Genomic DNA, 26,061 nt, shown 5'->3' on the forward strand with positions numbered 1-26,061 from the left:
GGGCGAAAGTCGGATAGTCTAAGTACGCGGGGAATAAAATCGTCAAACAACGGTGCCATTGCAGGATTCCTCATCAGGACGGTTCGAACGTGCGCTGACAGCGACTGCAGTCGGCGTCTACGTGTTGGTCGTCGTCGGTGCGACGACTTCGCTCGTCAACGCCGCGTCCGCGTGTGCGACGTGGCCCGCCTGCAACGGCCATTGGTTCATCCCGTTCAACGACCCCAAGCTCGTCATCGCGTGGCTGCACCGCGCCGTCGCACTCGTCGTCGGCCTGTGTCTGCTCGCGACGACCGCGATGGCGTTGCTCGCAGAGACACGACCGCGCGTGACGGCCGCGGTCGGGTTCGCCGCCGTGCTCTACCCGGTGCAGGTCGTGTTGGGCGCGTACGCGGCGACGAACGCGACGACGACCTCGTTCGCCGCCGTCCACCTCGTCGTCGGCATGACTATCTTCGTCGGCGTCGTCCTCGCGCTCGCGTGGACACTTGAACCCGAGGAGACCGGCGGACCGGTCGGCATGAGCTTCGCCGACCCGGACCCCGCCGACGCGTCGGGCACGACCGGGAACCTCTCCGGTATTCGGGCGACCGCCTTCGCTTACTTCCGGCTGATGAAGCCGCGGCTGATGTGGTTGCTCTGTCTCGTCGCCTCCGCCGGGATGGCGCTCGCGGCGGGACCGAACCTCGAAGTCGGAACCGTCGTCGCGACGCTCACGGGTGGCGTCCTCTCCATCGGCGCGAGCGGGACGTTCAACCACGTCCTCGAACGCGACGTGGACCAGCGCATGAACCGCACCGCCGACCGCCCGGCCGCGACGGCACAGATTCCGGTGCGGAACGCCATCGCCTTCGGTCTGCTGTTGGCCGCCGCGTCGCTGGCCGTCTTCCTTTCGGTGAACCTGCTCGTCGCGGTCTTCGGCCTGACCGCCATCGTCTTCTACAGCGTGATTTACACGCTCATCCTGAAGCCGAACACGGTACAGAACACCGTCATCGGCGGCTTGGCGGGGTCGCTTCCGGCGCTCATCGGATGGGCCGCCGTCACGGACGACGTTGGCTTGCCCGCGCTGGTGTTGGCCGGTGTCATCTTCCTGTGGACCCCCGCCCACTTCTACAACCTCGCGCTGGCGTACAAGGACGACTACGCGCGCGGCGGTTTCCCGATGATGCCCGTCGTCCGCGGGGAGGCCGAAACCCGAAAACACATCCTGCTGTGGTTGGGTGCGACGCTCCTCGCGTCGGGCGTCCTCGCCACGGTGACGACCCTCGGCTGGCTGTACGCCGTCACGACGGTCGTCTTCGGCGCGATTTTCCTCATAACCGTCGTCCAACTCCATCACAAGCGGGACGATACGGCGGCGTTCCGCTCCTTCCACGCGTCGAACGCCTACCTCGGCGCGCTTCTCCTCGCCATCGTCGTCGATGCACTGGTACTATGAGTACTGCATTCGCACGCTACCGACCGAGCGGTGAATCGTTGCTGTGGGCAGCGGTGGTACTGAACGCGGAGCTGTTTGCGTTGCTGTTGTACTTCGCCACGTCGAACTACACCAGCGGCGAACTCCGCTATCTTCTGTACCCGTTCATCTGGATAAACGTCGCCGTCCTCGCGGTGTGGAAGACGAACCCCATCGCGGGAAACGACCGCGATAAGCTGGTCGGACTCGCCGTCGCGGCGGGATACTTCCTGCTCGTCGGTTACTTCGGCGGCCTGTTCGGTCCCGCCCACTCGATGCCCGGTATGGCCGATAGCAGCCTCCGAATCGCGTGGCTGCCGCCGGGATGGGGGCCGGCGTTGCTCTTTCACAACAGCCTCGTCCGGGTGTCGATTCTCCCGTTCAAACTCGTCGGGTATCTGGCGCTCGCGTACCTCGTGTACGCGACCATCCTCGACGCGGCCGGGTCCGCGATTTCGGGCATCCTCGGTCTGTTCTCCTGTGTCAGCTGTTCGTGGCCCATCGTGGCGTCGCTCGTCACGGGAGTCGCCGGGGCCGGGTCGGGACTCGCCGCCACGGTTTCGTCGGGGTCCTACGACATCTCGACGGTCGTTTTCGTCGTGACCGTTGCGTTGCTGTACTGGCGGCCGACGATTCGGTGACGACACTCATCTCCGAGCATCGGCCGCCGTCCGGGGCGTCGTTTCTCCCTCGGTACGTGTCGTTCGTCCGGCGACGAAGCCGTCTTCGCTCTCCGTCGTCTTTTCTTTTGAGAAAGTCGTGATACGAAACATGTGGTGGTCGAATCGAACTCCTTACCTAGGAACGGCGAGAAGTTTGGGACATGTCCGACGCACTCGTCGCCGAGAACGTTCGGAAGGAGTACGGCGATACCGTCGCACTGGACGGTGTTTCCCTCTCGGTCGGCGCGGGCGAGGTGTTCGCGCTCATCGGGCCGAACGGTGCGGGCAAGACAACGCTCATCCGGTCACTGACCGGGACGACGACTCCCGACGGCGGGAGCGTCTCCGTCCTCGGTGTTCCGCCCGGTTCCGTCGAAAAATCGCGGGTCGGTCTGTTGCCACAGTCGTTCGACCCGCCGGCTCGCCTCTCGGCGCGGGAGCTCGTCGCGTACTACGCGGGACTGTACGACGGTGCTCGGGACCCCGACGACGCGCTCGCGGACGTGGGACTTTCCGACACCGGCGACACGTGGTACGAGAACCTCTCCGGGGGACAGCAACGCCGGGTGTGCGTGGCCGCGACGCTGGTCAACGACCCAGACATCCTGTTTCTGGACGAACCGACGACGGGAATCGACCCGGCGGGACGCCGCGCGCTCTGGTCGCTCGTCGAGGACCTCGCGGCGGGCGGGACGACGGTGTTCCTGACGACCCACTACATGGCCGAGGCCGAGCAACTGGCCGACCGCGTCGGCCTGCTCGCGGACGGCGAAATCGTCGCCGTCGGCACGCCCGAATCGCTCATCGGCGAACACGGCGGCGAGAGCCGCCTCGTCGTGGAGACGGCGACACCGCGCACCTCTGTCGAGATGGGCTATACGGTCGAGGAAACCGAATCCGGACTGGTCTTCGACGGCGTGACGCCCGCCGACATCGGCGAGGTCGTTTCGGATTTGAACGCGCGTGGCGTGGAGTACGAGTCGCTGACGTGGACCGAACCCGACTTGGAGGACGTGTACCTTCGACTGACGGGCGCGTCGCTCGGCCCGGAGGCGACGAGACGCGCTGGCGAGGCCGCAATCGCCGGAGGTGACCGATGACGTCGGTCGGCCGCGTTCGGTCGGAGGCCGGTGCGGCGTGGCGGTCGTTCCTCCGTCGCCGTACCGCGGTGTTCTTCACGTTCTTCTTCCCGGTCATCCTCATCCTCATCTTCGCGGTGCTGGTGCAGACGAACCCCGGGTCCGGCGGGTCCGGCGGCCTGTTCTCGAAACCGGCGGCGTACTACCTGCCGGGGTATCTCGCCGTCGTCGTGCTGTTCACGCCCCTCTCACGTGTGGGGAGTTCGGTATCTCGTCACCGCGAGTCAAACCGGTTCGAAAAGCTGGCGACGACGCCGCTCACCCGCGCCGAGTGGTTGCTCGCCCACACGCTCGTCAACGTCGTCATCATCGGACTGGCGGGCATCATCATCCTCGCGCTGATGGCGCTCGTGACGAACGCGGGCGTCTCGTTCGGCGCGTTGCCCCTCGTCGCGGTGTTCATCGCGCTCGCGGTCGGGTTGTTCTGCGGCCTCGGCGCGCTCCTCGGTAGTTTCGCCGGGTCGGCGGACGGCGTTATCGCCGCCAGCAACGCCATCGCCCTCCCGCTCCTCTTCCTCTCGGATACCTTCGTCACGCCTGACCTCCTGCCGTCGTGGTTCCAACCGGTGATGAACCTCTCGCCGCTCACCTACTTCGCACGCGGCGTGCGGATTTTGACCTACTCCGGCGGGTCGAGCGGCGGCGACTTGGTGGTCCTCGCGGTGCTCGCGGTGGCGTTCTTCCTCGCCGGAGCGTACGCGATTCCCGAGACGGACTGAGCATACTATCGAGATTCTACACGACCCGTTTCCGTCTCCAGCTTTTCTCTCCGATTTCCGTCTCGACTCCCCTCGATTTCGGTTCGGCGACTCCAATCGTCGAGGTCGAAAACGTGGATTCCCTTGTAGCGAAGCAACTGCGCCGCCCGTCCGGCCGCCTCCTCGCTCGGGAATTCGATTTCCGTCTCGTCGTCGTCGCCCTCCGGGGTGTGGATGAGCCTGAGTGTCGGCACCTCCGTTCCGTCCTCGCCGTCCCGTTTCCCGTTCGCCCGCTCCCGTTCGACCTCGCGTATCGCGGAGAGCGGTATCGTCGAATCCCGTCGGAGCCGCGAAATCGACCATCGAAGTCCGATGGTGGCGACGAGAACGACGCCGAGCGAGACGATGGTTCCGACCGAGAGCAACCGGTCGGAGAACCCGAACACGTCTCGAACCATGTCGGCGAAGGTTCCGACCGTGAACAGCGTCGTCACGACGTACAACCCGCGGCGAAGGAGACCTCTGTCCGTCCAGTTACCGAGGTACTCCTCTCGGAACGCGCCGCGCGGAGTCGTCCGCATCCTGACTTCGCCGTCCCGGACGACGAGTTCCCCGCGGTCGGTTCGGACGCTATCGTCTCGGGTCATTCGTTCGCGTTCGGCCCGTCCTCCGCGGTAGCGTCCGCGTCCGACACCGCGTCCGACTCGGTTGTCGTCGCCACGTCGTGGAGTTCGACCATCGCGGCCGTGAGTTCGTCCACGATTCGTTCGCGGTCCACGGTGTCGAAGGCGTCGAGGATAGCCCGCGCCTGTGCTGCGTCCTCGGCCTCGGGTTCGCCGTCGTCGTCCATCGGATGGGAGTACGGCCGTCGGCGATGTCACTGTTTCCCTACAGTTCGACTTGATGAAAAGGAGGCGGGGGCAGGTTACGCCGGAATCGTCCAGCCGTAGATGTGATTGAGCATGACGTAGGTGATGACGCCGAGCGAGAGCGAGAGAATCCACGCCGAGGCCGCGATTTTGCCGACCTTCGCGTGCGCCGTCTCGCGGAGTTCGGCGGGCGTGTGGGTGAGTCCGAGCACGAGGGCGTACAGCACGACCGGAACGGAGACGACCGAGAGGATGATGTGAATCGCCAGCATGATGAGGTAGGCGTAGTAGACGAATCCCTCCACGAGGATGTGTTTCTCGCCGCCGCTCCCACCGACCTTCGTGAGGTAGAGCGCGAGGAAGACGAGGATGAGACTGAACGACGTTATCATCGCGGCGCGGTGTTTCTGGACTTCGCCGTTGCGAATCCAGTACCAACCGAGCGCGAGCGAGACGGTCGCCACCGTGTTGACGACCGCGATGGCGTCCGAGAGCAGGTTGACGGTTCCCCGTCCGATGGACGGATAAATCGGCAGGATGCCCGCGAACGTCCCGAGAACCAGAACGTACCCGATAACCGAGAGGACTGCCGTCACTTTCACCGGACTCTCCCGCGCTCGTTGTCGCGCGTTCGCCGTAGCCATGGTCGGCGATTGGGACTGCCGGGGTAAGGTGGCTTCGCTTCGTTCCCGGTCGATGAGGACGACGCTCCTGCACGTTCAGCACCTCCGAAGGAATTATCGTATCCGATATCGTATCAGAACATATCAATGTGCTCCTTCGATAGGATTCCCTCCCCGCGTGCCCTGTTGTTGCTCCTATTCATGGGAATGCTCGCCCTCGCGGCCTTCACCGGCCTCACCGACAGCGACGCGGCCCGGAAACTCCTCCGCGTTTTCATCCCGGTCGCTGGGGTGCTGTTCGCGGTCAGCGTCGCCCGAGACGCACAGTCGCGCCCGGAATTCGCCGCGGTCCTCGTGCTCGGCGCGTCCTGCGTCGTCGGCCTCTCCCTCGAACTCGCCGGTGGCGGCGTCTTCTCCAACCTGTACGTGAACGTCGCCATCATCGGGAGCGGCCTCGGGATTCGAGCGACCACGTTGCGACGCGAGGAGGGGAGCCACCACGTACCGACGACCACGGACACCGACTTCTGGGACGACCCGAAATCGGCGCTCCCGGACGCGGAGTCGGTGCTCATCGTCGCGCTCGTCGTCGTCGGTACGGTCGTGTTCCTCGACGCCTCGGGATTCCACACGATAGCGAACATCGAGGAAGCGCTCCGATCCGACCCGCTGGATTTCGTCTGGCCCGTCGCGCTGGCCGTGGGAGCGAAGGTCGTCTCGGTCCTCACAAACCGAGTTGAGGAGTCGGGAGCGATGGGTGACGAGTAATCGGTCACCGCCGCACAACAACCGGACTTGTTTTTCCGCAATTCGTTTTTCACATGTATTTCCGTTAAAGTGAAACCCGAACGCGGGGAAGGGTGGTGTATGAGCGCAGATCAGGAACAGCAGTCGATTCGCTGCCTCGTCGCCAAGGTCGGACTCGACGGGCACGACCGCGGCGCACACGTCATCGCGCGGGCCTTCCGCGACGCCGGATTCGAAGTCATCTACTCGGGATTGCACAACGCGCCCGACGAAATCGTGCAGGCCGCCGTACAGGAGGACGTGAACGTCCTCGGCATCTCCATCCTCTCGGGGGCACACGACACGCTCGTCCCGAAAATCATCGACGGGCTGAAGGAGTACGACGCGTTCGAGGACACCCTCATCCTCGTCGGCGGCGTCGTCCCGGACGACGACAAGGCGGAACTCAAGGAACTCGGCGTCGCGGAGGTGTTCGGTCCGGGCACGCCGATGGAAGAGACTATCCAGTTCGTCCGCGAAAACGCGCCCGAACGATGAGCGCGACGCACGCGGACCTGCTTTCGGACCTCCTCGACGGGAAGCACCGGGCACTGGCACGTGTCATCACGAAGATAGAGAACCGCGAACCCGGATACCGGGAACTCGTCTCGGAACTCCACTCCCACACGGGCGACGCCGAAGTCATCGGCATCACGGGCAGTCCCGGCGCGGGCAAATCGACGCTCGTGGACAAGGTGGCGAACTACTACCGCGAGCGCGGCGAGACGGTCGGCGTCATCGCCATCGACCCCTCCTCGCCGTTCACGGGTGGAGCCGTCCTCGGCGACCGCATCCGCATGGGCGCCGAGCAACGTCGGCGACATGGACGTGTTCTTCCGGTCGATGAGCGCACGCGGCAGTCTCGGCGGCCTTTCGACCGCCACGTCGGACGCCGTGAAGGCCCTCGACGCGTTCGGCAAGGACAAAATCATCATCGAGACGGTCGGCGCGGGCCAAAACGAGATCGACATCGTGAAGACCGCCGATACGGTCGCGGTGTTGATGCCCCCCGAGAGCGGCGATAACGTGCAGATGCTCAAGGCGGGCATCCTCGAAATCGCCGACGTGTTCGTCGTGAACAAGGCGGACCTCCCGGGTGCGAACCGGACGGTCACGGAACTCACCGAGATGGTCCACATGCGCGACGGACAACCCACGCCCGAGTTCGGCGACGACGTGGAGTACGACTGGGAGCCGGAGATCGTCGAGACGGTGGCGAAGGACGGCGAGGGCGTCGCGGAGTTCGTCGGCGTGCTCGACGAGCACTACGACGTTCTCGAAGCTACGGGGATGCTCGACGCGAAAGCGCGAACCAGATACGCCGAGGAGATACGGGCGCTCCTCCGCGAGGACGCGAACCGACTCGTCGCGTCCGAAATCGAATCGCAGGGCGGCATCGAGGAGTTGGTCGAATCCGTCTTCGAGCGCGAGACGGACCCGTATTCGGTCGCCGCCGAGGTAATTTCCCCCATCGAGGACTGTCTTCACGACTGATTGCTGGCATAACGGATAAACCCGTTCGCGTTCCCCTTTTAGGTATGAATCTTCGACGACTCGCCACGGCGACCGCCGGTGGCGTCGGTCTCACAGCACTCGTCAATCGAACGCTTGCGGCGCGTGCCGACCCGCTCGACCCGCCGCTGGAAGGGTATCAGGGAACCTACCGCTGGCGCGGATTCGACGTCGCCTACACCGAGGCGGGCGACCCGGAGGCCCCCGACGTCCTCCTGCTCCACGGCATCCACGCCGCCGCGTCGAACAAGGAGTTCGACCAGATATTCAAGCAACTCGCGCGGAAATATCACGTCATCGCGCCCGACCTGCCGGGATTCGGCCGGTCGTCGCGCCCGCCGGTGGACTACACCGCCTCGCTCTACTCCTCGTTCGTCGCGGACTTCGCGGACGACATGACGGACGACGCCATCTGTCTCGCGTCGTCGCTCTCCGGGGCCTACGCCGTGCTCGCACAGGTCGAGACGGGTGCGTTCTCCCAACTGGAGCTGATTTGCCCGACCGACGATGCCGGGGCACGTCGCGGATGGCTTCGAACGCTCGTTCGCTCGCCGCTCGTCGGGACCGCCCTGTTCAACGCGCTCGCAAGCAAACGCTCTATTCGTCGGTTCAACGACCGTGACGGCTACTTCACCGAGGTGTCGTACACGGAGAAGGACGTGGAGTTCGAGTGGCAGACCGCCCACCAACCGGGCGCGCGGTTCGCTCCGGCGTCGTTCGTCTCTGGCTACCTCAACCCCGACGCCGACCTCGGCGACGAACTCCCGCGGGTGGACGTGCCGGTGACGCTCGTCTGGGGACGGGACGCGAAAGTCACGCCGCTCGAAGACGGGCAAGAACTCGCCGACGAAGGGGATACGCGCCTCATCGTGTTCGACGAGGCGCGACTGCTTCCGCACGTCGAACACCCCGGTCCGTTCTTGGACGTGCTGTTCGACGAACTAGAACCGCTCGAACTGCAGTAGGCGGTCGCCGTTCGTTTTCGATTCGCCGACCGTCAGCGACACCGACTCCCCGACGTCCACGTCGTCGGGTGCCATCGCGGTGACGCGGACCGGTCCGAAGTCGGCGATGGCCGTCGTGTACGGCGCGTCGTCCGCGAACGACGGCGTTGCGACGTGGACGACGGTGTACGTGTCGATGTCGCCCGTTTCGGGGAGCGGCGTGTCTTCGAGGTTCGTTTCGCCACACTCGGGGCAGATTCGACGCGGCGGGAGCGACCCGTGTCCATTCGGACATTCGAGGTAGTACGCGTCGCCCTCGTCGATTGCGTCCAACCACTCGTCGTAGCCGCTGTTTCCGTGTTCGTTCTCGCTCATTGTTCGACCTCCAAAACGTGAACCGTCGCACTGGCGACCGTGCCACCCGCGTTGTGGGTGACGCCGACCGTCGCGTCCGGTACGGCGTCGCTGTTGGGGTGGTCGCCGCGCAGGATGCGCGTCATCTCGACCAGTTGGCTGGCACCCGTCGCGCCGACCGGGTGACCCTTCGCCTTCAGGCCGCCGGAGAGGTTGACCGGTCGGTCGCCGTCGCGGGTCGTCTCGCCGCGCCGCGCCGCACCGATTCCCTCGCCGGGCGCGTAGAAGTCGAGGGCTTCGAGCGCCAGCACTTCCGCGATGGTGAAACAGTCGTGGACCTCGGCTACGTCCACGTCACCGCCGTCGATTCCCGCCTCCGCGTAGGCTTCCTCGGCGGCCTCCTCCGCCGCGGGCGAGCGAGCGAGGTGGTCGCGCCCCTGTAGCGCCATCCGGTCGCCGCCCTGTCCGGTTCCGGTGACGGAAACCGGCGCGTACAGGTCGTGTTCCTCGGCGTACTCGTCGCTGACGAGGACGACGGCGGCCGCCCCGTCCGTGATGGGGCAGGCGTCGAACAGGCCGAGCGGTTCGGCGATCATCGGCGCGTCGAGCGCCTCTTCGAGTTCTATCTCTCGCTGAAACTGGGCGTGTTCGTTCGGCACGGCGTTCTCGTGGTTTTTGACCGCGATGTGGGCCAAATCCTCGCGCGAACCGCCGTACTGCTCGAAGTAGGCCCGCGCCATCAGCGCGTACGCGCCGGGGAACGTCATCCCGGCCCGTACCTCGTAGAGGTCGTCGGCCGCGATGGCGAGGGCTTCCGTCGTCTTCGCCGTTCCGAGGTTGTTCATCCGCTCCGCACCGCCGACGAGGATGGCGTCGGCTTCCCCGTTCCGAACGTCCTTGACGGCCTGTCGTATGGCGACGCCGCTCGACGCACACGCGCTCTCGTAGCGCGTTGCCGGGGCGCGAACGCCCGCGGCCTCGGCCATCAGCGGCCCTTGGTGGCCCTGATGTTCGGCCAGTTCGCCCATGAAGTTCCCGTAGTAGAGTGCCTCGATGTCGTCCCGGGAAACCTCGGCGTCGGCGAACGCGCTGTCGCTCGCTTCGGCGAAGAGGTCTCTGCCGGTCCGCTCGGGATGCTTCCCGAAGTGAGTCAATCCGACTCCCGCAATCCGAACGCCTGTCATGGGAGAACGTACGAGCGGCGCGGTTAAGAAAGCCACTCCTTTCGATTTCCGGGCGAATGGCAGAAATTTCAGCCGGTTGTCCATCGAACTTCTGCACGAATGGGCAGTTTGGTGCCGACGAATTCGTAATTAATTTTCGAAACCGACCGATTCGGCGGGAAATCGACAGTTCGTGAACCGTCGCGGGAATCGTCCGGCGTGCACACCGGTACCGTCGTGCACTTTTCGCGGTGTTAGCACGGCTTCCGAGCGGGAGACTCGCTAGTCGCTCGTGGGTCAGCGAGGGGAACCGAGCGGTTCGGTCCCGTGGGTGAAGTGACTGTGCGGGGAGGAGAGAGGGAGAAGCCGAAATCGAGTCGAACTATTCGACCGCGAGTTCGTCGGCGTGTTTGACGACTTCGACGGCACCGGCGTCGATGGATTCGGTGTCGAGCCAGTGGGGGACGTAGTTTCGGCGTTCGAAATCGCCGCGTTCCTCTTCGGCACCGATGACGCACCACAACTGGGGTTCGTTCGGGCCGTGCCAGTCGCCCTGACGGCTGATGGAGAAACAGACCTGCTCTTCGTCGTCGTAGTCGATGATGGCGTTCTTGCGGATACCGGGGTCCCCGTGGATGATGAGCCGCTTCATACGAGGCGATTTGTAAGGCGGTCAATTAAGCGCTTCGCAACCGCCTTTCCGCGTCGCCCCTTCGTCCTCGTTTCTTCCTCGTCCGCGTTCCGTTAGCCGTAGTAGGAGTCGTTGGCCATGTGATACACGATTTCGTCGGCGCAGTTGACCATGTAGCTCGAGTGGTCCGACCCGACCTGCGATGTCACGTCGTTCTCGACGTAGTTCGGGGCGGGGGTGTTGCCGTCCTCGTAGCCCGTCTCGCCGAGCGCGCGGTCGAGTTCGCGGGGCCAGTAGAGGTTCTGGAGCGTGCTGTCGTCCTCGCTGTGATAGCCGAAGGTGGCGACGGTTTCGTCGCTGATGGCGTTGTAGGTGTCCATCCACTCCGTGGTCGGCGCTTCGTTGTCCTGTGCCGCGCCGAGCATGTGAACGCTGGCGAATCGGTAGTTCCCACCGTTCCAATCGTCGTTCACGTTCAGGATTCGGAGCGCGTTCAAGACCACCTGTGCGCCGAGGGAGTGACAGGTGAGCCGGAGGTCGCTGTTCGGACACCAGTACTTGTAGTTGAGCGCGAACTGCGCGAGCGCGTAGCCGTTCTGTTGGGCGATCTCCTGTCCGGTGCCGAAGCCGCCCCAGTCGAGCGGGTCGTACTTGTTGGGAGCGTTCGAATCCCACGTGAAGCCCGCGATTTCGCCGCCGTACCCCGCGCCGATGAGGTTGTCGTAGGCCTCTTGGAAGTTGGTCAGCGCGGTCTGCTCGTCGTTGTCGTAGCCGTGGACGTGGACGGTGAGTTCGCTCACGCATCCGGTGTCCTCGCCGGGAACGCTTCCGTCCGTCTCGTAGTCCAACACCGAGTAGCCCGAGTTGAGGTCGCCATCGCCGCTGTAGTGACCGCGGGTCGAGATGACCGAATAGCCGCTGGCCGACGCAACCCCGGCCGCGCCGAGGACGCCGAGGCCCGCGGTCGCCGCCGTCGCGCTTTGCACGTATCGTCTGCGGGTGAATTCTTTCATGTCGAGTCACCTCAGACGTAGGACGAGACGTTGTTCATGTGGTAAACCATCTCGTCGCCGAGGGTGTCGAGATAGTTCGAGTGGTCGTCGCCGACCTGCGAGGTCGCGTCGTACTCGACGTAGTTCGGGGCGGGGGTGTTGCCGTCCTCGTACCCCGTCTCGCCGAGCGCTTGGTCGAACTCGATGGTGTTGTACACCCACTGGAGCACGTCGTCGGCCTCGTTGTGGTAGTTGAACGTCGCCGTCGTCTGGTTCGTGATGGCGTTGTAGGTGTCCATCCACTCCGTGGTCGGCGCTTCGTTGTCCTGTGCCGCGCCGAGCATGTGAACGGAGTCCACCTCGTAACCCCTGTCGGTCCACCACGAGGTCACGTCGAGCGAGCGAAGCGAACTCAAGAGCACCTGCGCGCCGAGCGAGTGACTGGAAAAGCGGAGCGTCACGTTCGGACAGTAGTATTTGAGGTCCACGGCGAACTGCGCGAGTTTGACGCCGTTTTTCTGCGCGACGGTTTGAGCTTCGCCCCAGCCGAAGTCGACACCGCCGCCGGCGTCGTTGTCCCACGAATAGCCGACGAGCGCGCCGTCGTAGCCCGCGGCTTCGAGGTTGTTCTTCGCCGAGAGGAACTTGTCCTTCGCGTTCTGCTCGGGCGTATCGCCGGATTTGTGCCAGCCGTGGATGAAGACGGTCAGTTCGTCCACACAGCCGGTATCGACGCCCGGCACGTCGCCCGTCGTGTCGTACCCCGTCTGCGTGTGGCCCGCGGTGAGGTTGCCGTCGTCGTCGAAGTGACCCCGCGTCGAGACGATGGGGATGCCGTACCGTTCAGCGCTCGCGGTCCCCGCCCCGAGCACCGCGAGTCCGGTCGCCGTCACGCCTGTTCGCTTGAGAAATCGTCGTCGATTGATGTTTGTCATCGATGTCCACACGCTCTTTCAGCACCTCTCGACTTCAAAATTTTTATTTCTATAATAGAATAAAACTGACTCACGGGGAGAACTATATATCCGTGTTCTCGCTCTCCCGAAGCGGAAACCAAACGGGTTTTAAGTCCCGACGCGCAATTTCTCCGTAAGGTCGATATCTATGCAGATGCCACGTCGATTTAACACGTACTGTCCGCACTGCCACTCGCACCACGAACACGAAGTCGAGAAGGTCCGCTCCGGCCGACGAACCGGCATGAAGTGGGACGCTCGCCAGCAGAAGCGCGGCAAAGCCGTCATCGGTAACGCCGGTGGTTTCTCGAAGGTACCCGGTGGGGACAAACCGACGAAGAAGACCGACTTGAAGTACCGTTGCAGCGAGTGTGGCAAAGCACACCTCCGTCCCGGATGGCGTGCTGGCCGACTCGAATTCCAGGAGTAAAACAATGGCAGGAAACTTCTACAAAGTGCAGTGCCCGGACTGTGAGAACGAACAGACCGTCTTCGGAAAGGCGGCAAGCGAAATCAACTGCGTCGTCTGCGGTCACAAGCTCGCCACGCCGACCGGCGGCAAGGCCGAAATCGACGGCGACGTTGTGGAAACCATAGCATCCCGATGAAATACAGTGGCTGGCCCGACACTGGCGAACTCGTCGTCGGTAAGGTCGACGAGATAGAGGACTTCGGGGTCTTCGTTGACCTCGAAGAGTACGAGGACAAGCGTGGTCTCGTTCACGTCAGCGAGGTCGCCAGTGGCTGGATCAAAAACGTCCGCGATCACGTGAACACCGGACAGACCGTCGTCTGCAAGGTGCTCGACGTGGACGAGGGGTCACAGCAGATAGACCTCTCCATCAAGGACGTCAACGAACATCAGCACAGCGATAAGATTCAGGACTGGAAGAACGAGCAGAAGGCCGATAAGTGGATGTCGCTCGCATTCGGCGAGGACATGGGCGACGAGCAGTACACGCACGTCGCAAACGAACTCCTCGCCGAGTTCGGCAGCATCTACGACGGCTTCGAACAGGCGGCAATCCACGGTCCTGAGGCGCTCGACGACACCGACCTCGCGGACGAGGACGTCGAGCGACTGGTCGAAACCGCCCGGGAAAACGTCTCGGTTCCCTACGTCACCGTCACCGGCTACGTCGACCTCCGCAATCCGGGGAAGGACGGCGTTGACGGCATCAAGGAAGCGCTCAAGGCCGCTGAAGGCAACGGCGACATTCCCGACGAAGTGGAGCTCGACGTGACCTACGTCGGTGCGCCCGAATACCGGGTTCGCGTCAAGGCACCGAACTACAAGACGGCGGAGTCCCAGCTCGAAGAGAGCGTCCGTCGTGCCGAGGTCGTGATGGAAGGCATTTCCGGCACCGCCGACTTCCACCGCGAACGTCACACCGACGACGAATGAAATCGAACATCCGGGTGTGTTCCGCGTGGAACGCCGAACACGACCGCCCGGTGTACACCCTTTCTGCGACGTGTCCGAAGTGCGGAGCCGAGGCCGTAAACAGCGCACCCGCACCGTTCGACCCCGACGACCCGTACGGGGAGTACCGACGCGCACTTAAGCGGCGCGCCCACGAATAAGGTACATGGACGAAATCGACATCGAAATCGTCGCCAATCCCGATTTGGAAGCCCCCGTCCTCATCGAAGGACTGCCGGGCGTCGGTCACGTCGGCAAACTCGTCGTCGAGCATCTACTCGAAGAGAAAGAGAGCGAGCTCGTTCGACGGGTGTACTCCGAACACCTCCCCCCACAGGTTGGCGTCGGTGACGACGGTACCGCCTCGTTGGTCTGTATCGAACTCTACGCCCTGACCCTCGACGAACAGGACGTCCTCGTCCTCACCGGCGACTATCAAGCTCAGGATTCCGTCGGCCACTATCGCTTGACGAACGCGTTTCTCGACATCGCCGACGAATTCGGCGTCGAACGAATCTTCGCGCTCGGCGGCGTGCCGACCGGCGAACTCATCGAGGAGTACGCCGTGCTCGGCGCGGCCGCGACCACGGACTTCGTGGACGAACTCGAAGACGCGGGCGTCGAGTTCCGCGAGGACGAACCCGCGGGCGGCATCGTCGGGACGAGCGGTCTCCTGCTCGGCCTCGGCGGACGGCGCGGTCTCGAAGCGACGTGCCTGATGGGCGAGACGAGCGGCTATCTGGTCGACCCAAAGAGCGCACAGGCGGTGCTCGAAGTCCTCCAGACGATGCTCGACTTCGAAGTCGATTTCAGCTCGCTCGAAGACCGTGCGGAGGAGATGGAAGAGGTCGTCAACAAAATCGAGGAGATGGAGTCTCAACAGGCTCCTATCGCGTCCGACGACGACCTCCGGTACATCGGCTAAGCGGACCGCCGATTTCGCCGGTTAAAATAGCGAGCGCTCCTGTCCGTTGTAGATGTGATACACTGCGGAAACGAGGAAGAACGTGAGAAAGAACCACGTCCAGAACTCGAAGTCGAGCATTCGTATCGAGAAGAGGTCGAGTTTCGCCGCGAACAAAACGACGAACTCCAGTAGACCGAGGCCGAGATAGTAGGTCGCCCAGGAGACGTCGTGTTCGGGGACGACTTCCATATACACCTCGACCTGTCGCGCTTGGTCTTCGAGCGTTAGCTCCTTCGACTGCTGGTCGTACTCCACGATACCGAGGTCATCGAGCTTCGGGAGGTGCGTCTGGTGGAGCGAGACGTAGACGCTCTTTCTGACGTTTCGTGGTGGCGGTGACTCGCCGGTTTCCAGCGTGGCGATGTGTTCGGCGAGGTCATCGACAGCCAGTGAATCTCCTGTCTCCCGGAGATAGCGAATCGTTTCGCGCCGTCGCTCGTTCCGCAAGACGTTATGGATCTGACTCTCGTCGAGTTCCCCTTTCGTCTCCGGTTCGGTGAGTTTCATGGCTTGGAGGCAAACATGATATTATCTCTGGGTCCGATACACGCACATATATTATAACCAAGGGTATTAACTTTGCCACCCGTCTAGTATTTATTTCATGAATGTTTTTTTCGCAATGTGCTGTCCTCGTCCGGTTATTGGTCTATCGGTGCGGACACCGTTCCACCGGGGGGAGTCTCCGTTTCTTCCCTACGAACGCCTCACCGAGCGTCTCACTTGGCGAGGATTTGATTACCGTTCGAGTCCTACACGCATAGCATGCCAGACTGGCTGGTCCTCGGCTTGTGGCTCACGCTAGCGGCCGCTGTCGTCATCGCCGGAATCTTCGTCGTCGGCGTTCGGCTGTTTCCGACGCACCAGTCCACGAACGCCACCTACATCTTCGGGGAGGGTCGGCGACGGATCGAAATCCGTCAGTATCTCCGCGCCATCGACGAGAACTTCGCCGAGGACCACTTCGTGGAGGGCCAACACGTCGCGTTTTACCTTCCCGAGCGGGACGTCGCCATCACCTTCGACGCGCGAGCCTTCTTCCGCATCGAAAAGTCGCCGACGTACGCCGTACTCGTCGAACACGAGATGCCGGGCCACCACCTCGGTGACCGACTTCCCTTCGAAACCCCGACCTTGGAACAGGAGGCGGACGTGGACACGAAACAGGCCGCATTTGCCATCCTCGGCGTCCCCTCGGGCGCGACGCTCTCGGAGGTCAAATCGGCCTACCGGGAGAAGGTAAAGGACGTGCATCCCGACCACGGCGGCTCGCGCGAGGAGTTCCAACGGGTTCGGGAGGCGTACACGACCGCGAAAAATCACTGCACCTGATTCCCCCGTCGTCCACCGCTTTTGTCTCAATCCAGATTCGCCACTTCGTAGGCGACGCCGACGTCTCGAAGGGCGTCGGTGACGCGCCCCACGCTGTCGGCGGTGGCGACGATAACGACGTTCAAGCCGCGTTCGGCGGCCTCGGCAGCGACTTCACCCGGAGCGAACGTCGTATCCGGTTCGATACCGGCGGATCGGAGGGCGACGACGGCTTCGACGCCGGTCGCGGCGAGCACCGGAGCGTCCTCACACGCGGCCGCGAGCGACCCTCCGTCCACCGTTCGACTGCCGCCGGAGCGAACCGGCGGCACCTGATACACCGTCACCCGTCCCGGTTCGAGGTCGATGATGCCCTCGAACTCGGTGACGCCGACGTCCTCGCCCGATTCGGCGTCAGTCGTGGCGATGCCCGTCGCGGGTCCCTCGTCGTTCGGCGTCGCGTGGAGCAGGCCGTCTTCGAGCGAGAGCGAGACGGTCGTCCCCGCTTCGATATCGGTGCGAGCAATCGCCGCGTCCTCTCCGACGTTGCCGAGGATGTCGTCGGTCACGTGGTCCGCGAACCGGCGAACGTCCGTCGCGGACTGGAGGAGCCAATCGACGCCCTCCTTCGTCACCCGATAGCGTGAGCGACCTTCCTTCTCCACGAGTCCGTCCTCCACGAGGCCGCGGGTGTACTCGCTGACGGCCTGACTCGTCACGCCGACGGCATCGGCGATCTCGCCTTGGCTCACCGCCGGTTGTCGGTCAGCGATTTCGGCGAGGATGCGAAACCGGGTTGCGGTTCGTTTGTCCTCCAACACGTCGGCCATACCCGAATCCTCGGGCGGGACGATAAAAATACCAGCGGTCGGCGAGTGAAAACCGCGTTCCGTGAGACGCACGAACGGTAACGGATGGCGGAATCGTCCATTCGACGACGGATGGTGGAATCGTCCATTCGACGACGGATGGTGGAATCGTCCATTCGACGACGGATGGCGGAACCGTCCACTCGCCGGGTGGTACGTCCCCGCGGACGGCGGATTCGGAGAGCGTCAACTCTATATTTTCTGAGAACAACGGACGAATCGTGATTGGAGTCGTCCCCGCCGCCCTCCCCGGCCCGCTCCCGTGGCTGACAACGACCTTCCCCGACTACCTCGTTTGGGTCGTCATCGCCGCCTTCGTCGCCACCGCCGCGCTCGAACGATACGACCGCGAGCTGGCGCGGACCGTCGGCGCGGGCGCGTGGGTTCTGTTCGGGGTGTTCTGGGGCGTCCTCTTTCCCCGTTTCGCGTTCGAGATGCGGAGTTTCATCGAGGGGACCCTCAGCCTCGTCGCGGTCCCTCTGTGCGTCTACGCGGGGTATCAGCTCTACTCGGGACGGGATTCGCTGTTCGTCCTGTCCCGCGGCGTCGCCGCGATGGGGCTCATCTACGTCCCCTTCCTGACGGTCGAACCGCTCCGCGAGTGGCTCGTCGAACTGGTGAGCGTCCAGACCAACGCCGTCATCCAACTGCTCGGATACGACCCCGCGTTCACCATTGCGAAGGAAAACGGCTACCACAGCGCCTTCATCTTCACCGACAGCACGGGTCACGAGTACTACACCTACCTCGTCCTCGCCTGCACGGGTATCGGCAGCATGAGCATCTTCGGCGGCCTCATCGCCGCCGTCCGGGCACCCCTCCGACGAAAGCTCCGCGGATTCACGCTCGCCATCGTCATCATTTGGGTGTTGAACGTCGTCCGCAACGTCTTCATCGCGGTGGCGTTCGGCAACCAGTGGTTCCAGTTCTTCGTCGGTCCCGTCACCACGATCACGGGTTACACCGACCCTCGGATGGTCTCGTTTTTCATCGCGGACAGGGTGCTCAGCCAACTGCTCGCCGTCGTCGCGCTCGTCTTCATCCTCTGGTTGGTCGTCCGCGACCTCCCGGAACTGCTGACGGTCATCGAGGACGTCATCTACCTCGTCTCCGGGCGAGAGTACGACCTTCACCGGAGCATCCGGGCCGATGGCGGCCGTTGAGTTCGCGGACCGAGCGGCCTACCTCGCGGACGCCGACGCGCTCGTCCTCGCCGACCTCCACATCGGCCGGGACTCGGCATCGAACGTCTCGCTGCCGCTCGGCGAACGGACCGATTTGACGGCGCGATTCGACGCCCTCCTCGATCGATTTTCACCCGCCGAAGTCGTTCTCGCCGGAGACGTTCTCCACGCGTTCGACCGACTGCCGAACGGCGTCTCCGAGACGTTCGCGGACCTCGAAGCGCTCGAGGCGGGCGCGGGCGCGACCCTCGTCGCCGTGCGCGGAAACCACGATACGCGGCTGGACGAACTCGCGTCCCCGAACGACGAGTACCGACTCGCGGACGACACGCTGGTCTGTCACGGCCACGAGGAACCCGACGGGGAGGCACCGCGGTACGTCGCGGGACACGACCATCCGGCGATCGAAATCGAGGGAAAGCGCCGACCGTGCTACCTCTCGGGATCGGAAACGTACCGCGATTCGGACGTCCTCGTCCTCCCCGCGTTCACCCGCCTCGCCAGCGGACTGGTGGTAAACGACGTTCGCGGATCCGGTTTCCAGTCTCCGCTCGTCGCCGGCACGGACCCGCTCCGTCCCATCGTCCGCGACGAGGACGCCGACGAGACCTATCGCTTCCCGCCGCTCGGAGAGTTTCGGAAGCTGTTGTAGTCGGTGGGTGGCTGTAGCCTGTGATCTGCCGTCGCCGCCGATACCTTCGCGGTGGCGCGTTATCGCATATCGTCGTACACGGCCAGCGCGGCCTTTCGCCCGCTCTCCATCGCGGCGTTGAGCGACGAGGCCTCCGTGTAGTCCCCGGCGAGATACACCGATTCGTCGCCGGTTCGGTTGCCGGGGAGACCGTCGAACACTCCCGGCGGCTGGGCGAACTGCGCGAACTCGATGCGGTCCGTGTGCAGGCGTTCGAGGTTCGGGAACTGCCGGTCGGGGAACCACTGCCGGAGCGTCTTCCGGACCTTCCCCGCGAGTTCGTCGTCCGACTCCGCGGGCGTCCCGAGAAACGTCGCAGAGAACAGCTCCCAGTCGTCGGGTGCGAACTCGGGTGCGACGACCGACAACGGCACGATTTCGTTCGGCGCGTCGTCCCCGACGTTGAGCACGATTCTGTTCCCGCCGGGGAGCGGTTCGTCGTGGGCGAAATACTGGGTGACACAGCCGCGTGCGTCGGTCGGAATCGACTCGACACCCGTCAGTTCGCGGGCGGATTTCGGGTCGGTGGCGACGATGGCCGCGTCGGCGGTGACGGTTTCGCCGCCGACCTCGACGCTCACCTCGTCGTCCGTCGATTCGACCGCCGACACTCCCTCTCCGAGGTGAATCGTCGCGCCAGCGAGCCGCGCCGACTCGGCCAATTGGTTGGAAATCGCACCCATGCCGTCGGCGGGAACGGCGATTTTACCCGTCGAGAGCATCTTGAACGTGAATTCGAACACCTTCTTCGAGGTCGCAAGCGACCTGTCGAGGGTGATGCCGCCGTAGAACGGCCCGGCGAAGTTCTCGCGGAAGGAGTCGGAAAAACCCCGTGCGCGGAGGTACTCCTCGATGGACTGATCCTCGCCCGAAAAAATCTCGCGCGTCGGCTTGCGGGCCAGCTCCCGTCGAAGTCGAAGGGTTCGGAGTTTGTCGCGGAAGCGGACCTCCCGGTTCGTCGCCGACCCGAACAGCGCGCCCGGGTCACGAATCGGGTCCGCCAGTACCGACCGACGACCGGGACGGGCGAGCACCGCGCCGGGTGCGAAGTACCGCAAATCGAGGTCGCCGTAGTCGAGTTCCCGCCGCGCGGCGGGATAGGCCGTAAAGAGCACCTGAAATCCGCGGTCGAGGACGAATCCGTTTTCGTATCGCGTCCGCACTCGACCGCCGACGTCCGGCCCGCGTTCGAACACCTGTACGTCGAGTCCTAACCGAGCGAGATGTCGGGCGGCGACGAGTCCCGCGAGACCCGCCCCGGCGACGATGACAGTGGTCATGGAGGATGGTCGGTCGTCCGTAATAAACGTCTCTCGGCCGACCTGGTTAGGGAGCCGAACCGAGGGCCCCTACCGTGACGTCCGCAGCGATTCGATTTCCGCGGCGAACTGCGTTCCGTCCGGGAGGTCGGAACACGGGTACCACGACACGTTCTCGATGGCCGCCGCAGTTGGTCGAATCGCCCCGCCGACCCGACGGGCGACGAATCCGGCCTGCAACACCGGCACGTGGACGCCGTTCCCGTAGTCGAACCGGAGCGTTTCGGTGAACAGCAGGTCGGTGACGTCGCACTCGATGCCGGTCTCCTCGCGGGTTTCCCGCTCGGCGGTTTCGGCGACCGATTCGACGGGTTCGCGGCGTCCGCCGCTCGCTTTTTCCGAAGCGCGGAGCGCTTCGCCCTGCTCACGGTATTCACCGTTCACTTTCTTCGAGGTGCTACGCACCTCGCCTTTCCCTCCCGGCGGTTCCCACACCGACGAGTGGCCGGAGTCCTGTACCAACAAAACGCGTCCGTCCTCGACGACGAAACAGACCGCGACCCACGGAAATATCTCGTCCGGCGTCGCCGGGAAGTCGTACTCCGCGACGCCGGTGACGGGACGAACCCGGTGTGGAGCGTCGCCCCACCGTTCCGAAAGGGCTTCGCGGCGGGTTTCGGCGCGGTCGGCGAGCACGGACCGGACGGCTTCCGGTTTCATATCCGACAGTTGCGGTGCAGGGGCAAAAGGGACGGGGGATGAACAGGGCTTAGTGGTCCGCCTTCCCACCTTCGGGCATGGAGACGACGGACGCATTCATCGGACTGACGTGCGTAGACTGCGGGGAGACGTTCGACGCCGACGAGGGGACACACCGCTGTCCCGACTGCGGCGGCATCCTCGACCCGGACTACGACTACGACGAAATCGACGTGTCGCGTGCGGACCTCGAATCCCGCCCGTTCGAGACGATGTGGAAGTACGCGGAACTGCTACCGTTCACCCGCGAGTCGGCGGTGACGATGGACGAGGGAGCCACGCCGCTCGTCGAGTGTCCGAACCTCGCCGAGGAGATGGGCGTCGGGCGCGTCCTGTTCAAGGACGAGGGGCGCAACCCGACGGGGACGTTCAAGGACCGCGGTCAGACGATGGCCGTGACCGCGGCGGCCCAACACGGCGCGACGGACATCGCGCTCGCTTCGGCCGGAAACGCCGGGCAATCCGCCGCGGCGTACGCCGCCCGCGCCGACCTCGAATCGCACGTCTTCCTCCCGACGCGCGCCGGGTTCACGAACAAGGCGATGGTTAACGTCCACGGCGGCGACATGACCGTCGTCGAGGGGCGCATCGGCGACGCGGGAGCGGCCTACGCCGACGCGATGGAGGAGGAAGACGACTGGTACTCCGTCAAGACGTTCGTCACGCCCTATCGCCACGAGGGAAAGAAGACGATGTTCTACGAAATCGCCGAACAGATGGACTGGGAGGTCCCGGACGCCATCGTCTACCCGACCGGCGGCGGCGTCGGTCTCGTCGGAATGCACAAGGCCGCAACGGAGTTCCGCGACTTGGGACTGACCGACGACCTCCCGTCGATGTACGCCGCCCAAGCGACCGGGTGTGCGCCCATCGTGAAGGCGTGGGACGAAGGAAAGGACGTTCACGAGGCGTGGGAAACGCCGGACACCATCTGCGGCGGCATCGAGATTCCCGACCCCGGCGCGAGCCCGCTCATCCTCGACGCGCTCCGCGAGAGCGACGGCGGCGCGGTGGCGACCAGCGACGAGGACATCCTCGATTCGGCGGTCGCGGTTGCACAGAAGGAGGGCCTGGAGATGGGCGCGACATGCGCCGCCGCCGCGAGCGGGGCGTGGGAACTCGCCCAGCAGGGAGAGTTCGGCGAGGACGACACCGTCGTCATCCTCAACACCGGCGAGGGCAACAAGGACGACGACGTGCTCCGCAGTCACCTGATGGGCATGGGAATCTGAGGCGGAACTCACATCGTCGCCATTTTCGACCGTAGATTTATATCAGAAGCCGGGGACAGCACGGCCCGGATGTCGAAAGAAATAACAGAGAATGACCGCGTGGTTCTTAGGACGGAAACGTTCCTCGAATCCTATTCCGACCCCTTCAGAGCAGGTCGCTCTCGACCAACCGCTCGACCGCTTCCTCGATTCGCTCCAAGTTCGCCGCGTAGGAGACGCGAGCGTAGCCGGGCGCGCCGAATGCGCTGCCCGGAACGGTAGCGACGTGCGCCTGCTCCAGCGCGTCCTCGCACCACTGCTGGTCGTCTTCGGCCACGGGAATCATCAGATAGAACGCACCGTCCGGCGTTCCGGCGTCCACGCCGTGCTGTTTCAACAGGGCGACGAGGCGGTCGCGGCGCTCGTGGAACGCCTCGACCATCTCGCTCACGTCGTCCTCGGTGTTCCGGAGGGCTTCGACGCCCGCGCGTTGGACGAAGTTCGTCGCCGACGAGACGGAGTGCGAGTGGAGTTTCGCCGCTTGCGAGACGAGTTCCTCCGGGGCGGCGAGGTAGCCGAGCCGCCAGCCGGTCATCGAGTAGGCTTTCGAGAAGCCGTTGACCGTGATGGTGCGCTCGTACATTCCGTCGAGCGTGGCGAGGCTGGTGCACTCCGCGCCGTAGGTGATCCGCTCGTAAATCTCGTCGCTGATGACCGTGATGTCGTGTTCGACCGCCAAGTCGCGGACGCCTTCCAGTGCGGCGTCGGAGTAGACCGCGCCGGTCGGGTTCGACGGCGAGTTGACGATGAGCAGTTCGGTGTCGTCCGAGACGGCCGCAGAGAGGTCGTCGAGAGCGGGTTCGAGTTTGAAGTCGTGCGGCGCGAGGTCCACGCGGTTCAGGTCGCCGCCCGCGAGTTTCACCATCGCCTCGTAGGACACCCACGCGGGGTCGAGGAGGACGACCTCGTCCCCGTCGTCCACGACCGTCTGTACCGTCTCGTAGAGCGCCTGCTTCGCGCCGGGCGTGACGATGACGTTATCCGCCTCGTACGGCAGACCGTCGTCCTGCAGTTTCGCCGCGATAGCCTCGCGGAGTTCGGGGACGCCCTTGGACGGCGGGTAGCCCGTGTGACCTTCCTCCATCGCTGTTTCGGCGGCGTCAACGACGTTCGCCGGGGTCGGGAAGTCCGGTTCCCCGACGCTCAGGTCGATGACGTCTACGCCGTCGGCTTCCAGTTCCGACGCGAGGCTGCTGATAGCGAGCGTCGCGCTCGGTTCGACACGTTGAATCCTGTCGGAAAAGTCCATTATTGTAGTTCCTCCACTAAGTCGAGTGCACCTTCGACCGCCCGTGCACCGTAGTCGGTACGCTCTCGGGCCTCCGCCGCGGACATGCCGGGGCCGGTGATGCCGAGTGCGACCGGCGTGTCCCGGTTCAGGCTGACGTCGGTGAGTTTCTGCGTCGTTGCGGTCGTGATAACGTGGTCGTGGTCGGTGTCGCCGGTGATGACGGCACCGAGGACCGCAACCCCGTCGATGTCGTCCCGGCGGGCGAGTCGGTCCGCCGCGAGCGGCGAATCGTACGCGCCGGGGACGTGTAGCGTTTCGACGATTTCTGCACCTCGCTCGGCGGCAGCCTCGCGCGCCGACTCCTCCATCTGCTCCGTTATCGGCGCGTTGAACTCCGCGACGACGAGTCCGAGCGTTACCATGTGTGGCGGGAAGCCAGCACGGCTAAAAGAACTACCGCTCTCCGCAAGGCTTGTATCCCCCCTGCGTCTTGAGGGAAAACAATGAGTTCGAGCGAACACCCGCTTTCCGGGTGGACGGCCCGAAATCGGGGTTTCGCTTCCATCTGTGCGGTCACGGTTGTCGCGCTGGTGCTCCGACTGTTCGCCCTCGGAGACCGGTTCGCCCATTGGGACGAAGCTCGCGTCGGCTACTGGATTCTCAGGTATCAGAAAACCGGCATCTGGCACTACCACGCCGACATCCACGGCCCGTTCTTCCCGCAAGTGAACAGCGTCCTCTTCGAACTGTTCGGCGCGAGCGACTTCATGGCGCGGCTGCCCGTCGCGCTCGTCACCGGCCTGCTCCCCCTCGCGGCGTGGTTGTACCGCGACCACCTCCGCGACTCCGAACTGGTCGCCTTCGCGCTCCTGCTCGCGGTCAATCCGGTCGCGCTCTACTACTCTCGGGTCATGCGGTACGACATGCTTCTCGCGGCGTTCATGGTGTTCGCGCTCGGCTTCTACCTCCGTGCGCAGGCGACGGGGAAGGCGAGGTACCTGTACGCCGGAACGCTGGCGTTGGCGCTCGGCTTCACGACGAAGGAAAACGCCCTGCTCTACGTCGCCTCGTGGCTCGGCGCGGCCGTCCTGTTGTTCGACCATCGGTTGTTCCTCGCGCGGAACTACGACCGAGAATGGACGGGGACGTTCGTCGATACCGTCACCGAAACGGGGCGGGGCCTCCTCCGATTCGCCCCCCACATCGCCCTGTGTGTGGTGGAGTTCTTCGTCGTCATCGTCTACTTCTACGCCCCGCGGACGAACGGCACCAGCGGTCCCGGACTGTGGAAAGCCGTCTCCAACCCGAGTATGTTCGGCGCGGTGATTTCGGAAGCGACGGTCGGGTCGTGGAACGAGTTCACCGGCCAGTGGGTCAAGAGTCAGGGCCACGCCTACCTCCCGTATCTCGAGCACTTCATCGCCGTCCTGGAACAGGGCGCGTTCGTGGTGGTCGTCCTCGCGGTTCTGGGCTTCCTCGCGGCGCGGTACGTCGATGACCGTCCGCGCGACCTCGTTTCGTTCGCGTTCTACTGGGGCGCTGTGAGCGTCCTCGGCTACCCGCTCGTGACTGACATTCAGGCCGGATGGGTGACCGTCCACGCCATCGTCCCGCTGATGATTCCCGCGGCGGTCGGCGCGAGCATCATCTACCACTGGGGTCGGGAGGCGTACGAGGACGACGACACGTTCTCGACCGCCGCCGCGGGCGTCATCGCGCTCTTCCTCGTCGTGCAGGTCGCGTTCCCGGCGATAACGGTGGTGTATCTCCACCCGCAGGACGCGAACGCGCCGGGACTGTTCGGCGGCCAACACCACAACGACATCGTGCAGTGGGGTCAACCCGCTGACGGAATCAAGCCGACGATGGAGAAGGTACAGCGTGTCTCGCAGGCGAACCGGGAAGGAACCGACGTGTTGTACTACGGCTATCTGAACGAGGACAGTTCGTACGTTTTCTACGTCCCGAACGAGGACGGAAATACCGACTATCGCAACAATGGCGGCTGGTACAACCGCCTCCCGCTCCCGTGGTACACCGAGATGGTGGACGCGAACGTGGACAGCACGCTGGACAACGAATCCCTCCAAACCCGCCAACCGCCGGTCGTCATCACGCGAGCGTCGCGCAAGGAGGACGTCGAGAAGTACCTCGACGGCTATCGCGTCTACGACCACGAACTCACGCTCTGGGGCGCGCCGACGACGATTTATATCAAGGAAAGCGCGCTTCGGGAAGCGAACCGGGCCGCGTAATCCATCCGCGAACCGATACACGTTCGTGCTCATTTCCCGTCCGAGTTGGCAAA

The 26,061-nt window shown here is 64.3% G+C and carries 31 protein-coding genes and 1 pseudogene; 18 read left to right on the plus strand and 14 right to left on the minus strand.

Translation table 11 applies throughout. The features are described 5' to 3' along the window. Positions 1 to 58: 58 nt before the first annotated feature. From B208_RS0100090 to B208_RS0100110, 4 genes are all read left to right on the plus strand, one after another. Entirely contained in the window at positions 59 to 1,441 is a 1,383-nt protein-coding gene (locus B208_RS0100090; protein ID WP_007978214.1) for a heme o synthase, read from the plus strand. After that, the gene (locus B208_RS0100095; RefSeq protein ID WP_018128635.1) at positions 1,438 to 2,100 is read left to right on the plus strand and encodes a DUF7546 family protein; all 663 of its coding nucleotides are present in this window, start codon (positions 1,438 to 1,440) and stop codon (positions 2,098 to 2,100) included. Before B208_RS0100090 ends, B208_RS0100095 begins: the two co-directional genes overlap by 4 nt. Before the next feature lie 182 nt (positions 2,101 to 2,282). After that, positions 2,283 to 3,221, plus strand: a complete 939-nt coding sequence (locus B208_RS0100105) for an ABC transporter ATP-binding protein (RefSeq protein ID WP_007978220.1) — start codon at positions 2,283 to 2,285, stop codon at positions 3,219 to 3,221. Next, entirely contained in the window at positions 3,218 to 3,979 is a 762-nt protein-coding gene (locus B208_RS0100110; RefSeq protein ID WP_007978221.1) for an ABC transporter permease, read from the plus strand. Before B208_RS0100105 ends, B208_RS0100110 begins: the two co-directional genes overlap by 4 nt. A 5-nt stretch (positions 3,980 to 3,984) precedes the next feature. On the opposite strand, the gene B208_RS0100115 is transcribed toward B208_RS0100110, so the two are convergent. The 3 genes from B208_RS0100115 to B208_RS0100125 all read right to left on the minus strand — a co-directional run bounded on the left by B208_RS0100115 (position 3,985) and on the right by B208_RS0100125 (position 5,471). After that, positions 3,985 to 4,605 carry a hypothetical protein gene (locus B208_RS0100115; protein ID WP_007978223.1) on the minus strand — a complete coding sequence of 207 codons (621 nt, stop codon included), beginning with the start codon at positions 4,603 to 4,605 and terminating at the stop codon, positions 3,985 to 3,987. Continuing rightward, positions 4,602 to 4,808 (minus strand): hypothetical protein, encoded by a 207-nt coding sequence (locus tag B208_RS0100120; RefSeq protein ID WP_007978224.1) that lies wholly within the window; start codon positions 4,806 to 4,808, stop codon positions 4,602 to 4,604. Before B208_RS0100120 ends, B208_RS0100115 begins: the two co-directional genes overlap by 4 nt. A 75-nt stretch (positions 4,809 to 4,883) precedes the next feature. Continuing rightward, positions 4,884 to 5,471 carry a DUF420 domain-containing protein gene (locus B208_RS0100125; RefSeq protein ID WP_007978227.1) on the minus strand — a complete coding sequence of 196 codons (588 nt, stop codon included), beginning with the start codon at positions 5,469 to 5,471 and terminating at the stop codon, positions 4,884 to 4,886. A gap of 126 nt (positions 5,472 to 5,597) precedes the next feature. Between B208_RS0100125 and B208_RS0100130 the strand changes: the two genes are divergently transcribed. From B208_RS0100130 to B208_RS0100145, 4 genes and pseudogenes are all read left to right on the plus strand, one after another. Further along, the gene (locus tag B208_RS0100130; RefSeq protein ID WP_139025490.1) at positions 5,598 to 6,218 is read left to right on the plus strand and encodes a hypothetical protein; all 621 of its coding nucleotides are present in this window, start codon (positions 5,598 to 5,600) and stop codon (positions 6,216 to 6,218) included. A gap of 99 nt (positions 6,219 to 6,317) precedes the next feature. Continuing rightward, positions 6,318 to 6,734, plus strand: coding sequence for a cobalamin B12-binding domain-containing protein (locus B208_RS0100135; protein ID WP_007978231.1), 417 nt, complete (start codon positions 6,318 to 6,320; stop codon positions 6,732 to 6,734). Next, a pseudogene (meaB, locus tag B208_RS0100140) lies at positions 6,731 to 7,730 on the plus strand (methylmalonyl Co-A mutase-associated GTPase MeaB). Before B208_RS0100135 ends, meaB begins: the two are co-directional and overlap by 4 nt. A gap of 44 nt (positions 7,731 to 7,774) precedes the next feature. Further along, positions 7,775 to 8,713, plus strand: a complete 939-nt coding sequence (locus tag B208_RS0100145) for an alpha/beta fold hydrolase (protein ID WP_007978234.1) — start codon at positions 7,775 to 7,777, stop codon at positions 8,711 to 8,713. On the opposite strand, the gene B208_RS0100150 is transcribed toward B208_RS0100145, so the two are convergent. From B208_RS0100150 to B208_RS0100170, 5 genes are all read right to left on the minus strand, one after another. Further along, positions 8,690 to 9,067: a Zn-ribbon domain-containing OB-fold protein gene (locus B208_RS0100150; protein ID WP_007978236.1), complete on the minus strand. Its 378-nt coding sequence runs from the start codon at positions 9,065 to 9,067 to the stop codon at positions 8,690 to 8,692. The two genes, B208_RS0100145 and B208_RS0100150, sit on opposite strands and share 24 nt — an antisense overlap. Beyond that, positions 9,064 to 10,230 carry a thiolase domain-containing protein gene (locus B208_RS0100155; RefSeq protein ID WP_007978238.1) on the minus strand — a complete coding sequence of 389 codons (1,167 nt, stop codon included), beginning with the start codon at positions 10,228 to 10,230 and terminating at the stop codon, positions 9,064 to 9,066. The genes B208_RS0100150 and B208_RS0100155 overlap by 4 nt, the downstream gene beginning before the upstream one ends. Before the next feature lie 361 nt (positions 10,231 to 10,591). Next, on the minus strand, positions 10,592 to 10,861 hold the full coding sequence (locus B208_RS0100160) for an HAH_0734 family protein (RefSeq protein ID WP_007978239.1): 270 nt from the start codon (positions 10,859 to 10,861) through the stop codon (positions 10,592 to 10,594). A gap of 92 nt (positions 10,862 to 10,953) precedes the next feature. Beyond that, positions 10,954 to 11,853, minus strand: a complete 900-nt coding sequence (locus B208_RS0100165) for an alpha/beta hydrolase (RefSeq protein WP_007978241.1) — start codon at positions 11,851 to 11,853, stop codon at positions 10,954 to 10,956. Positions 11,854 to 11,864: 11 nt separating this feature from the next. Next, a complete protein-coding gene (locus B208_RS0100170; protein ID WP_049805627.1) occupies positions 11,865 to 12,767 on the minus strand; it encodes a hypothetical protein in 903 nt (300 codons plus the stop codon). Positions 12,768 to 12,936: 169 nt separating this feature from the next. Here B208_RS0100170 and B208_RS0100175 point away from each other — a divergent pair, with 169 nt between their 5' ends. The 5 genes from B208_RS0100175 to B208_RS0100195 are packed head-to-tail and all read left to right on the plus strand — an operon-like array spanning position 12,937 to position 15,136. Continuing rightward, positions 12,937 to 13,218, plus strand: coding sequence for a 50S ribosomal protein L44e (locus B208_RS0100175; RefSeq protein ID WP_007978245.1), 282 nt, complete (start codon positions 12,937 to 12,939; stop codon positions 13,216 to 13,218). A gap of 4 nt (positions 13,219 to 13,222) precedes the next feature. Continuing rightward, positions 13,223 to 13,396: a 30S ribosomal protein S27e gene (locus tag B208_RS0100180; RefSeq protein ID WP_007978247.1), complete on the plus strand. Its 174-nt coding sequence runs from the start codon at positions 13,223 to 13,225 to the stop codon at positions 13,394 to 13,396. Then, entirely contained in the window at positions 13,393 to 14,193 is an 801-nt protein-coding gene (locus B208_RS0100185) for a translation initiation factor IF-2 subunit alpha (protein ID WP_007978248.1), read from the plus strand. The genes B208_RS0100180 and B208_RS0100185 overlap by 4 nt, the downstream gene beginning before the upstream one ends. Next, complete coding sequence (locus B208_RS0100190; protein WP_007978250.1) at positions 14,190 to 14,372, plus strand: RNA-protein complex protein Nop10; 183 nt, start codon at positions 14,190 to 14,192, stop codon at positions 14,370 to 14,372. Before B208_RS0100185 ends, B208_RS0100190 begins: the two co-directional genes overlap by 4 nt. Before the next feature lie 5 nt (positions 14,373 to 14,377). Beyond that, entirely contained in the window at positions 14,378 to 15,136 is a 759-nt protein-coding gene (locus tag B208_RS0100195; RefSeq protein WP_007978252.1) for a proteasome assembly chaperone family protein, read from the plus strand. Positions 15,137 to 15,157: 21 nt separating this feature from the next. On the opposite strand, the gene B208_RS0100200 is transcribed toward B208_RS0100195, so the two are convergent. Further along, positions 15,158 to 15,685 (minus strand): DUF7344 domain-containing protein, encoded by a 528-nt coding sequence (locus tag B208_RS0100200; protein WP_007978253.1) that lies wholly within the window; start codon positions 15,683 to 15,685, stop codon positions 15,158 to 15,160. A 258-nt stretch (positions 15,686 to 15,943) separates the two neighbouring features. Here B208_RS0100200 and B208_RS0100205 point away from each other — a divergent pair, with 258 nt between their 5' ends. Then, the gene (locus tag B208_RS0100205; protein ID WP_007978256.1) at positions 15,944 to 16,510 is read left to right on the plus strand and encodes a J domain-containing protein; all 567 of its coding nucleotides are present in this window, start codon (positions 15,944 to 15,946) and stop codon (positions 16,508 to 16,510) included. 26 nt (positions 16,511 to 16,536) lie between these two features. Here the strand turns inward: B208_RS0100205 and B208_RS0100210 are convergent, their stop codons facing one another. Continuing rightward, positions 16,537 to 17,319 (minus strand): DUF7839 domain-containing protein, encoded by a 783-nt coding sequence (locus B208_RS0100210; protein WP_007978258.1) that lies wholly within the window; start codon positions 17,317 to 17,319, stop codon positions 16,537 to 16,539. A 260-nt stretch (positions 17,320 to 17,579) separates the two neighbouring features. Between B208_RS0100210 and artA the strand changes: the two genes are divergently transcribed. Together artA and B208_RS0100220 are read left to right on the plus strand one after the other, a co-directional pair. Further along, positions 17,580 to 18,521: an archaeosortase A gene (gene artA, locus B208_RS0100215; protein ID WP_007978260.1), complete on the plus strand. Its 942-nt coding sequence runs from the start codon at positions 17,580 to 17,582 to the stop codon at positions 18,519 to 18,521. Beyond that, entirely contained in the window at positions 18,508 to 19,194 is a 687-nt protein-coding gene (locus B208_RS0100220) for a metallophosphoesterase (protein ID WP_018128639.1), read from the plus strand. Before artA ends, B208_RS0100220 begins: the two co-directional genes overlap by 14 nt. Before the next feature lie 59 nt (positions 19,195 to 19,253). Here B208_RS0100220 and B208_RS0100225 read toward each other — a convergent pair whose 3' ends face one another. Beyond that, complete coding sequence (locus B208_RS0100225; protein WP_007978264.1) at positions 19,254 to 20,513, minus strand: NAD(P)/FAD-dependent oxidoreductase; 1,260 nt, start codon at positions 20,511 to 20,513, stop codon at positions 19,254 to 19,256. A gap of 69 nt (positions 20,514 to 20,582) precedes the next feature. Next, positions 20,583 to 21,212: an NUDIX domain-containing protein gene (locus B208_RS0100230; RefSeq protein WP_007978266.1), complete on the minus strand. Its 630-nt coding sequence runs from the start codon at positions 21,210 to 21,212 to the stop codon at positions 20,583 to 20,585. A 77-nt stretch (positions 21,213 to 21,289) separates the two neighbouring features. On the opposite strand from B208_RS0100230, the gene B208_RS0100235 reads away from it, so the two are divergent. Beyond that, positions 21,290 to 22,483: a threonine synthase gene (locus B208_RS0100235; protein WP_007978268.1), complete on the plus strand. Its 1,194-nt coding sequence runs from the start codon at positions 21,290 to 21,292 to the stop codon at positions 22,481 to 22,483. A gap of 145 nt (positions 22,484 to 22,628) precedes the next feature. Here the strand turns inward: B208_RS0100235 and B208_RS0100240 are convergent, their stop codons facing one another. Beyond that, positions 22,629 to 23,771, minus strand: coding sequence for a pyridoxal phosphate-dependent aminotransferase (locus tag B208_RS0100240; protein WP_007978270.1), 1,143 nt, complete (start codon positions 23,769 to 23,771; stop codon positions 22,629 to 22,631). Beyond that, positions 23,771 to 24,175: a 6,7-dimethyl-8-ribityllumazine synthase gene (gene ribH / locus B208_RS0100245; RefSeq protein ID WP_007978272.1), complete on the minus strand. Its 405-nt coding sequence runs from the start codon at positions 24,173 to 24,175 to the stop codon at positions 23,771 to 23,773. Before ribH ends, B208_RS0100240 begins: the two co-directional genes overlap by 1 nt. Positions 24,176 to 24,256: 81 nt before the next feature. Between ribH and B208_RS0100250 the strand changes: the two genes are divergently transcribed. Further along, positions 24,257 to 26,008 carry a flippase activity-associated protein Agl23 gene (locus B208_RS0100250; RefSeq protein ID WP_007978274.1) on the plus strand — a complete coding sequence of 584 codons (1,752 nt, stop codon included), beginning with the start codon at positions 24,257 to 24,259 and terminating at the stop codon, positions 26,006 to 26,008. The last annotated feature ends 53 nt before the right edge of the window (positions 26,009 to 26,061 follow it).

Source organism: Haladaptatus paucihalophilus DX253 (assembly GCF_000376445.1).
In the GTDB taxonomy this organism is placed as follows: Archaea; Halobacteriota; Halobacteria; order Halobacteriales; family Haladaptataceae; genus Haladaptatus; species Haladaptatus paucihalophilus.

What these genes read in the sequence shown, in the direction of transcription:
- B208_RS0100180 (WP_007978247.1), top strand. Translation starts at nt 13,223, where the DNA reads ATGGCAGGAAACTTCTACAAAGTGCAGTGCCCGGACTGTGAGAACGAA.
- B208_RS0100220 (WP_018128639.1), top strand. Translation starts at nt 18,508, where the DNA reads ATGGCGGCCGTTGAGTTCGCGGACCGAGCGGCCTACCTCGCGGACGCC.
- B208_RS0100205 (WP_007978256.1), top strand. Translation starts at nt 15,944, where the DNA reads ATGCCAGACTGGCTGGTCCTCGGCTTGTGGCTCACGCTAGCGGCCGCT.
- B208_RS0100145 (WP_007978234.1), top strand. Translation starts at nt 7,775, where the DNA reads ATGAATCTTCGACGACTCGCCACGGCGACCGCCGGTGGCGTCGGTCTC.
- B208_RS0100160 (WP_007978239.1), bottom strand. Translation starts at nt 10,861, where the DNA reads ATGAAGCGGCTCATCATCCACGGGGACCCCGGTATCCGCAAGAACGCC.
- B208_RS0100110 (WP_007978221.1), top strand. Translation starts at nt 3,218, where the DNA reads ATGACGTCGGTCGGCCGCGTTCGGTCGGAGGCCGGTGCGGCGTGGCGG.
- B208_RS0100235 (WP_007978268.1), top strand. Translation starts at nt 21,290, where the DNA reads ATGGAGACGACGGACGCATTCATCGGACTGACGTGCGTAGACTGCGGG.
- B208_RS0100125 (WP_007978227.1), bottom strand. Translation starts at nt 5,471, where the DNA reads ATGGCTACGGCGAACGCGCGACAACGAGCGCGGGAGAGTCCGGTGAAA.
- B208_RS0100155 (WP_007978238.1), bottom strand. Translation starts at nt 10,230, where the DNA reads ATGACAGGCGTTCGGATTGCGGGAGTCGGATTGACTCACTTCGGGAAG.
- B208_RS0100120 (WP_007978224.1), bottom strand. Translation starts at nt 4,808, where the DNA reads ATGGACGACGACGGCGAACCCGAGGCCGAGGACGCAGCACAGGCGCGG.
- B208_RS0100230 (WP_007978266.1), bottom strand. Translation starts at nt 21,212, where the DNA reads ATGAAACCGGAAGCCGTCCGGTCCGTGCTCGCCGACCGCGCCGAAACC.
- B208_RS0100240 (WP_007978270.1), bottom strand. Translation starts at nt 23,771, where the DNA reads ATGGACTTTTCCGACAGGATTCAACGTGTCGAACCGAGCGCGACGCTC.
- B208_RS0100150 (WP_007978236.1), bottom strand. Translation starts at nt 9,067, where the DNA reads ATGAGCGAGAACGAACACGGAAACAGCGGCTACGACGAGTGGTTGGAC.
- ribH (WP_007978272.1), bottom strand. Translation starts at nt 24,175, where the DNA reads ATGGTAACGCTCGGACTCGTCGTCGCGGAGTTCAACGCGCCGATAACG.
- B208_RS0100170 (WP_049805627.1), bottom strand. Translation starts at nt 12,767, where the DNA reads ATGACAAACATCAATCGACGACGATTTCTCAAGCGAACAGGCGTGACG.
- B208_RS0100200 (WP_007978253.1), bottom strand. Translation starts at nt 15,685, where the DNA reads ATGAAACTCACCGAACCGGAGACGAAAGGGGAACTCGACGAGAGTCAG.
- B208_RS0100190 (WP_007978250.1), top strand. Translation starts at nt 14,190, where the DNA reads ATGAAATCGAACATCCGGGTGTGTTCCGCGTGGAACGCCGAACACGAC.
- B208_RS0100165 (WP_007978241.1), bottom strand. Translation starts at nt 11,853, where the DNA reads ATGAAAGAATTCACCCGCAGACGATACGTGCAAAGCGCGACGGCGGCG.
- B208_RS0100135 (WP_007978231.1), top strand. Translation starts at nt 6,318, where the DNA reads ATGAGCGCAGATCAGGAACAGCAGTCGATTCGCTGCCTCGTCGCCAAG.
- B208_RS0100185 (WP_007978248.1), top strand. Translation starts at nt 13,393, where the DNA reads ATGAAATACAGTGGCTGGCCCGACACTGGCGAACTCGTCGTCGGTAAG.
- B208_RS0100105 (WP_007978220.1), top strand. Translation starts at nt 2,283, where the DNA reads ATGTCCGACGCACTCGTCGCCGAGAACGTTCGGAAGGAGTACGGCGAT.
- B208_RS0100225 (WP_007978264.1), bottom strand. Translation starts at nt 20,513, where the DNA reads ATGACCACTGTCATCGTCGCCGGGGCGGGTCTCGCGGGACTCGTCGCC.
- B208_RS0100195 (WP_007978252.1), top strand. Translation starts at nt 14,378, where the DNA reads ATGGACGAAATCGACATCGAAATCGTCGCCAATCCCGATTTGGAAGCC.
- B208_RS0100095 (WP_018128635.1), top strand. Translation starts at nt 1,438, where the DNA reads ATGAGTACTGCATTCGCACGCTACCGACCGAGCGGTGAATCGTTGCTG.
- B208_RS0100210 (WP_007978258.1), bottom strand. Translation starts at nt 17,319, where the DNA reads ATGGCCGACGTGTTGGAGGACAAACGAACCGCAACCCGGTTTCGCATC.
- B208_RS0100175 (WP_007978245.1), top strand. Translation starts at nt 12,937, where the DNA reads ATGCAGATGCCACGTCGATTTAACACGTACTGTCCGCACTGCCACTCG.
- B208_RS0100250 (WP_007978274.1), top strand. Translation starts at nt 24,257, where the DNA reads ATGAGTTCGAGCGAACACCCGCTTTCCGGGTGGACGGCCCGAAATCGG.
- B208_RS0100115 (WP_007978223.1), bottom strand. Translation starts at nt 4,605, where the DNA reads ATGACCCGAGACGATAGCGTCCGAACCGACCGCGGGGAACTCGTCGTC.
- B208_RS0100130 (WP_139025490.1), top strand. Translation starts at nt 5,598, where the DNA reads ATGTGCTCCTTCGATAGGATTCCCTCCCCGCGTGCCCTGTTGTTGCTC.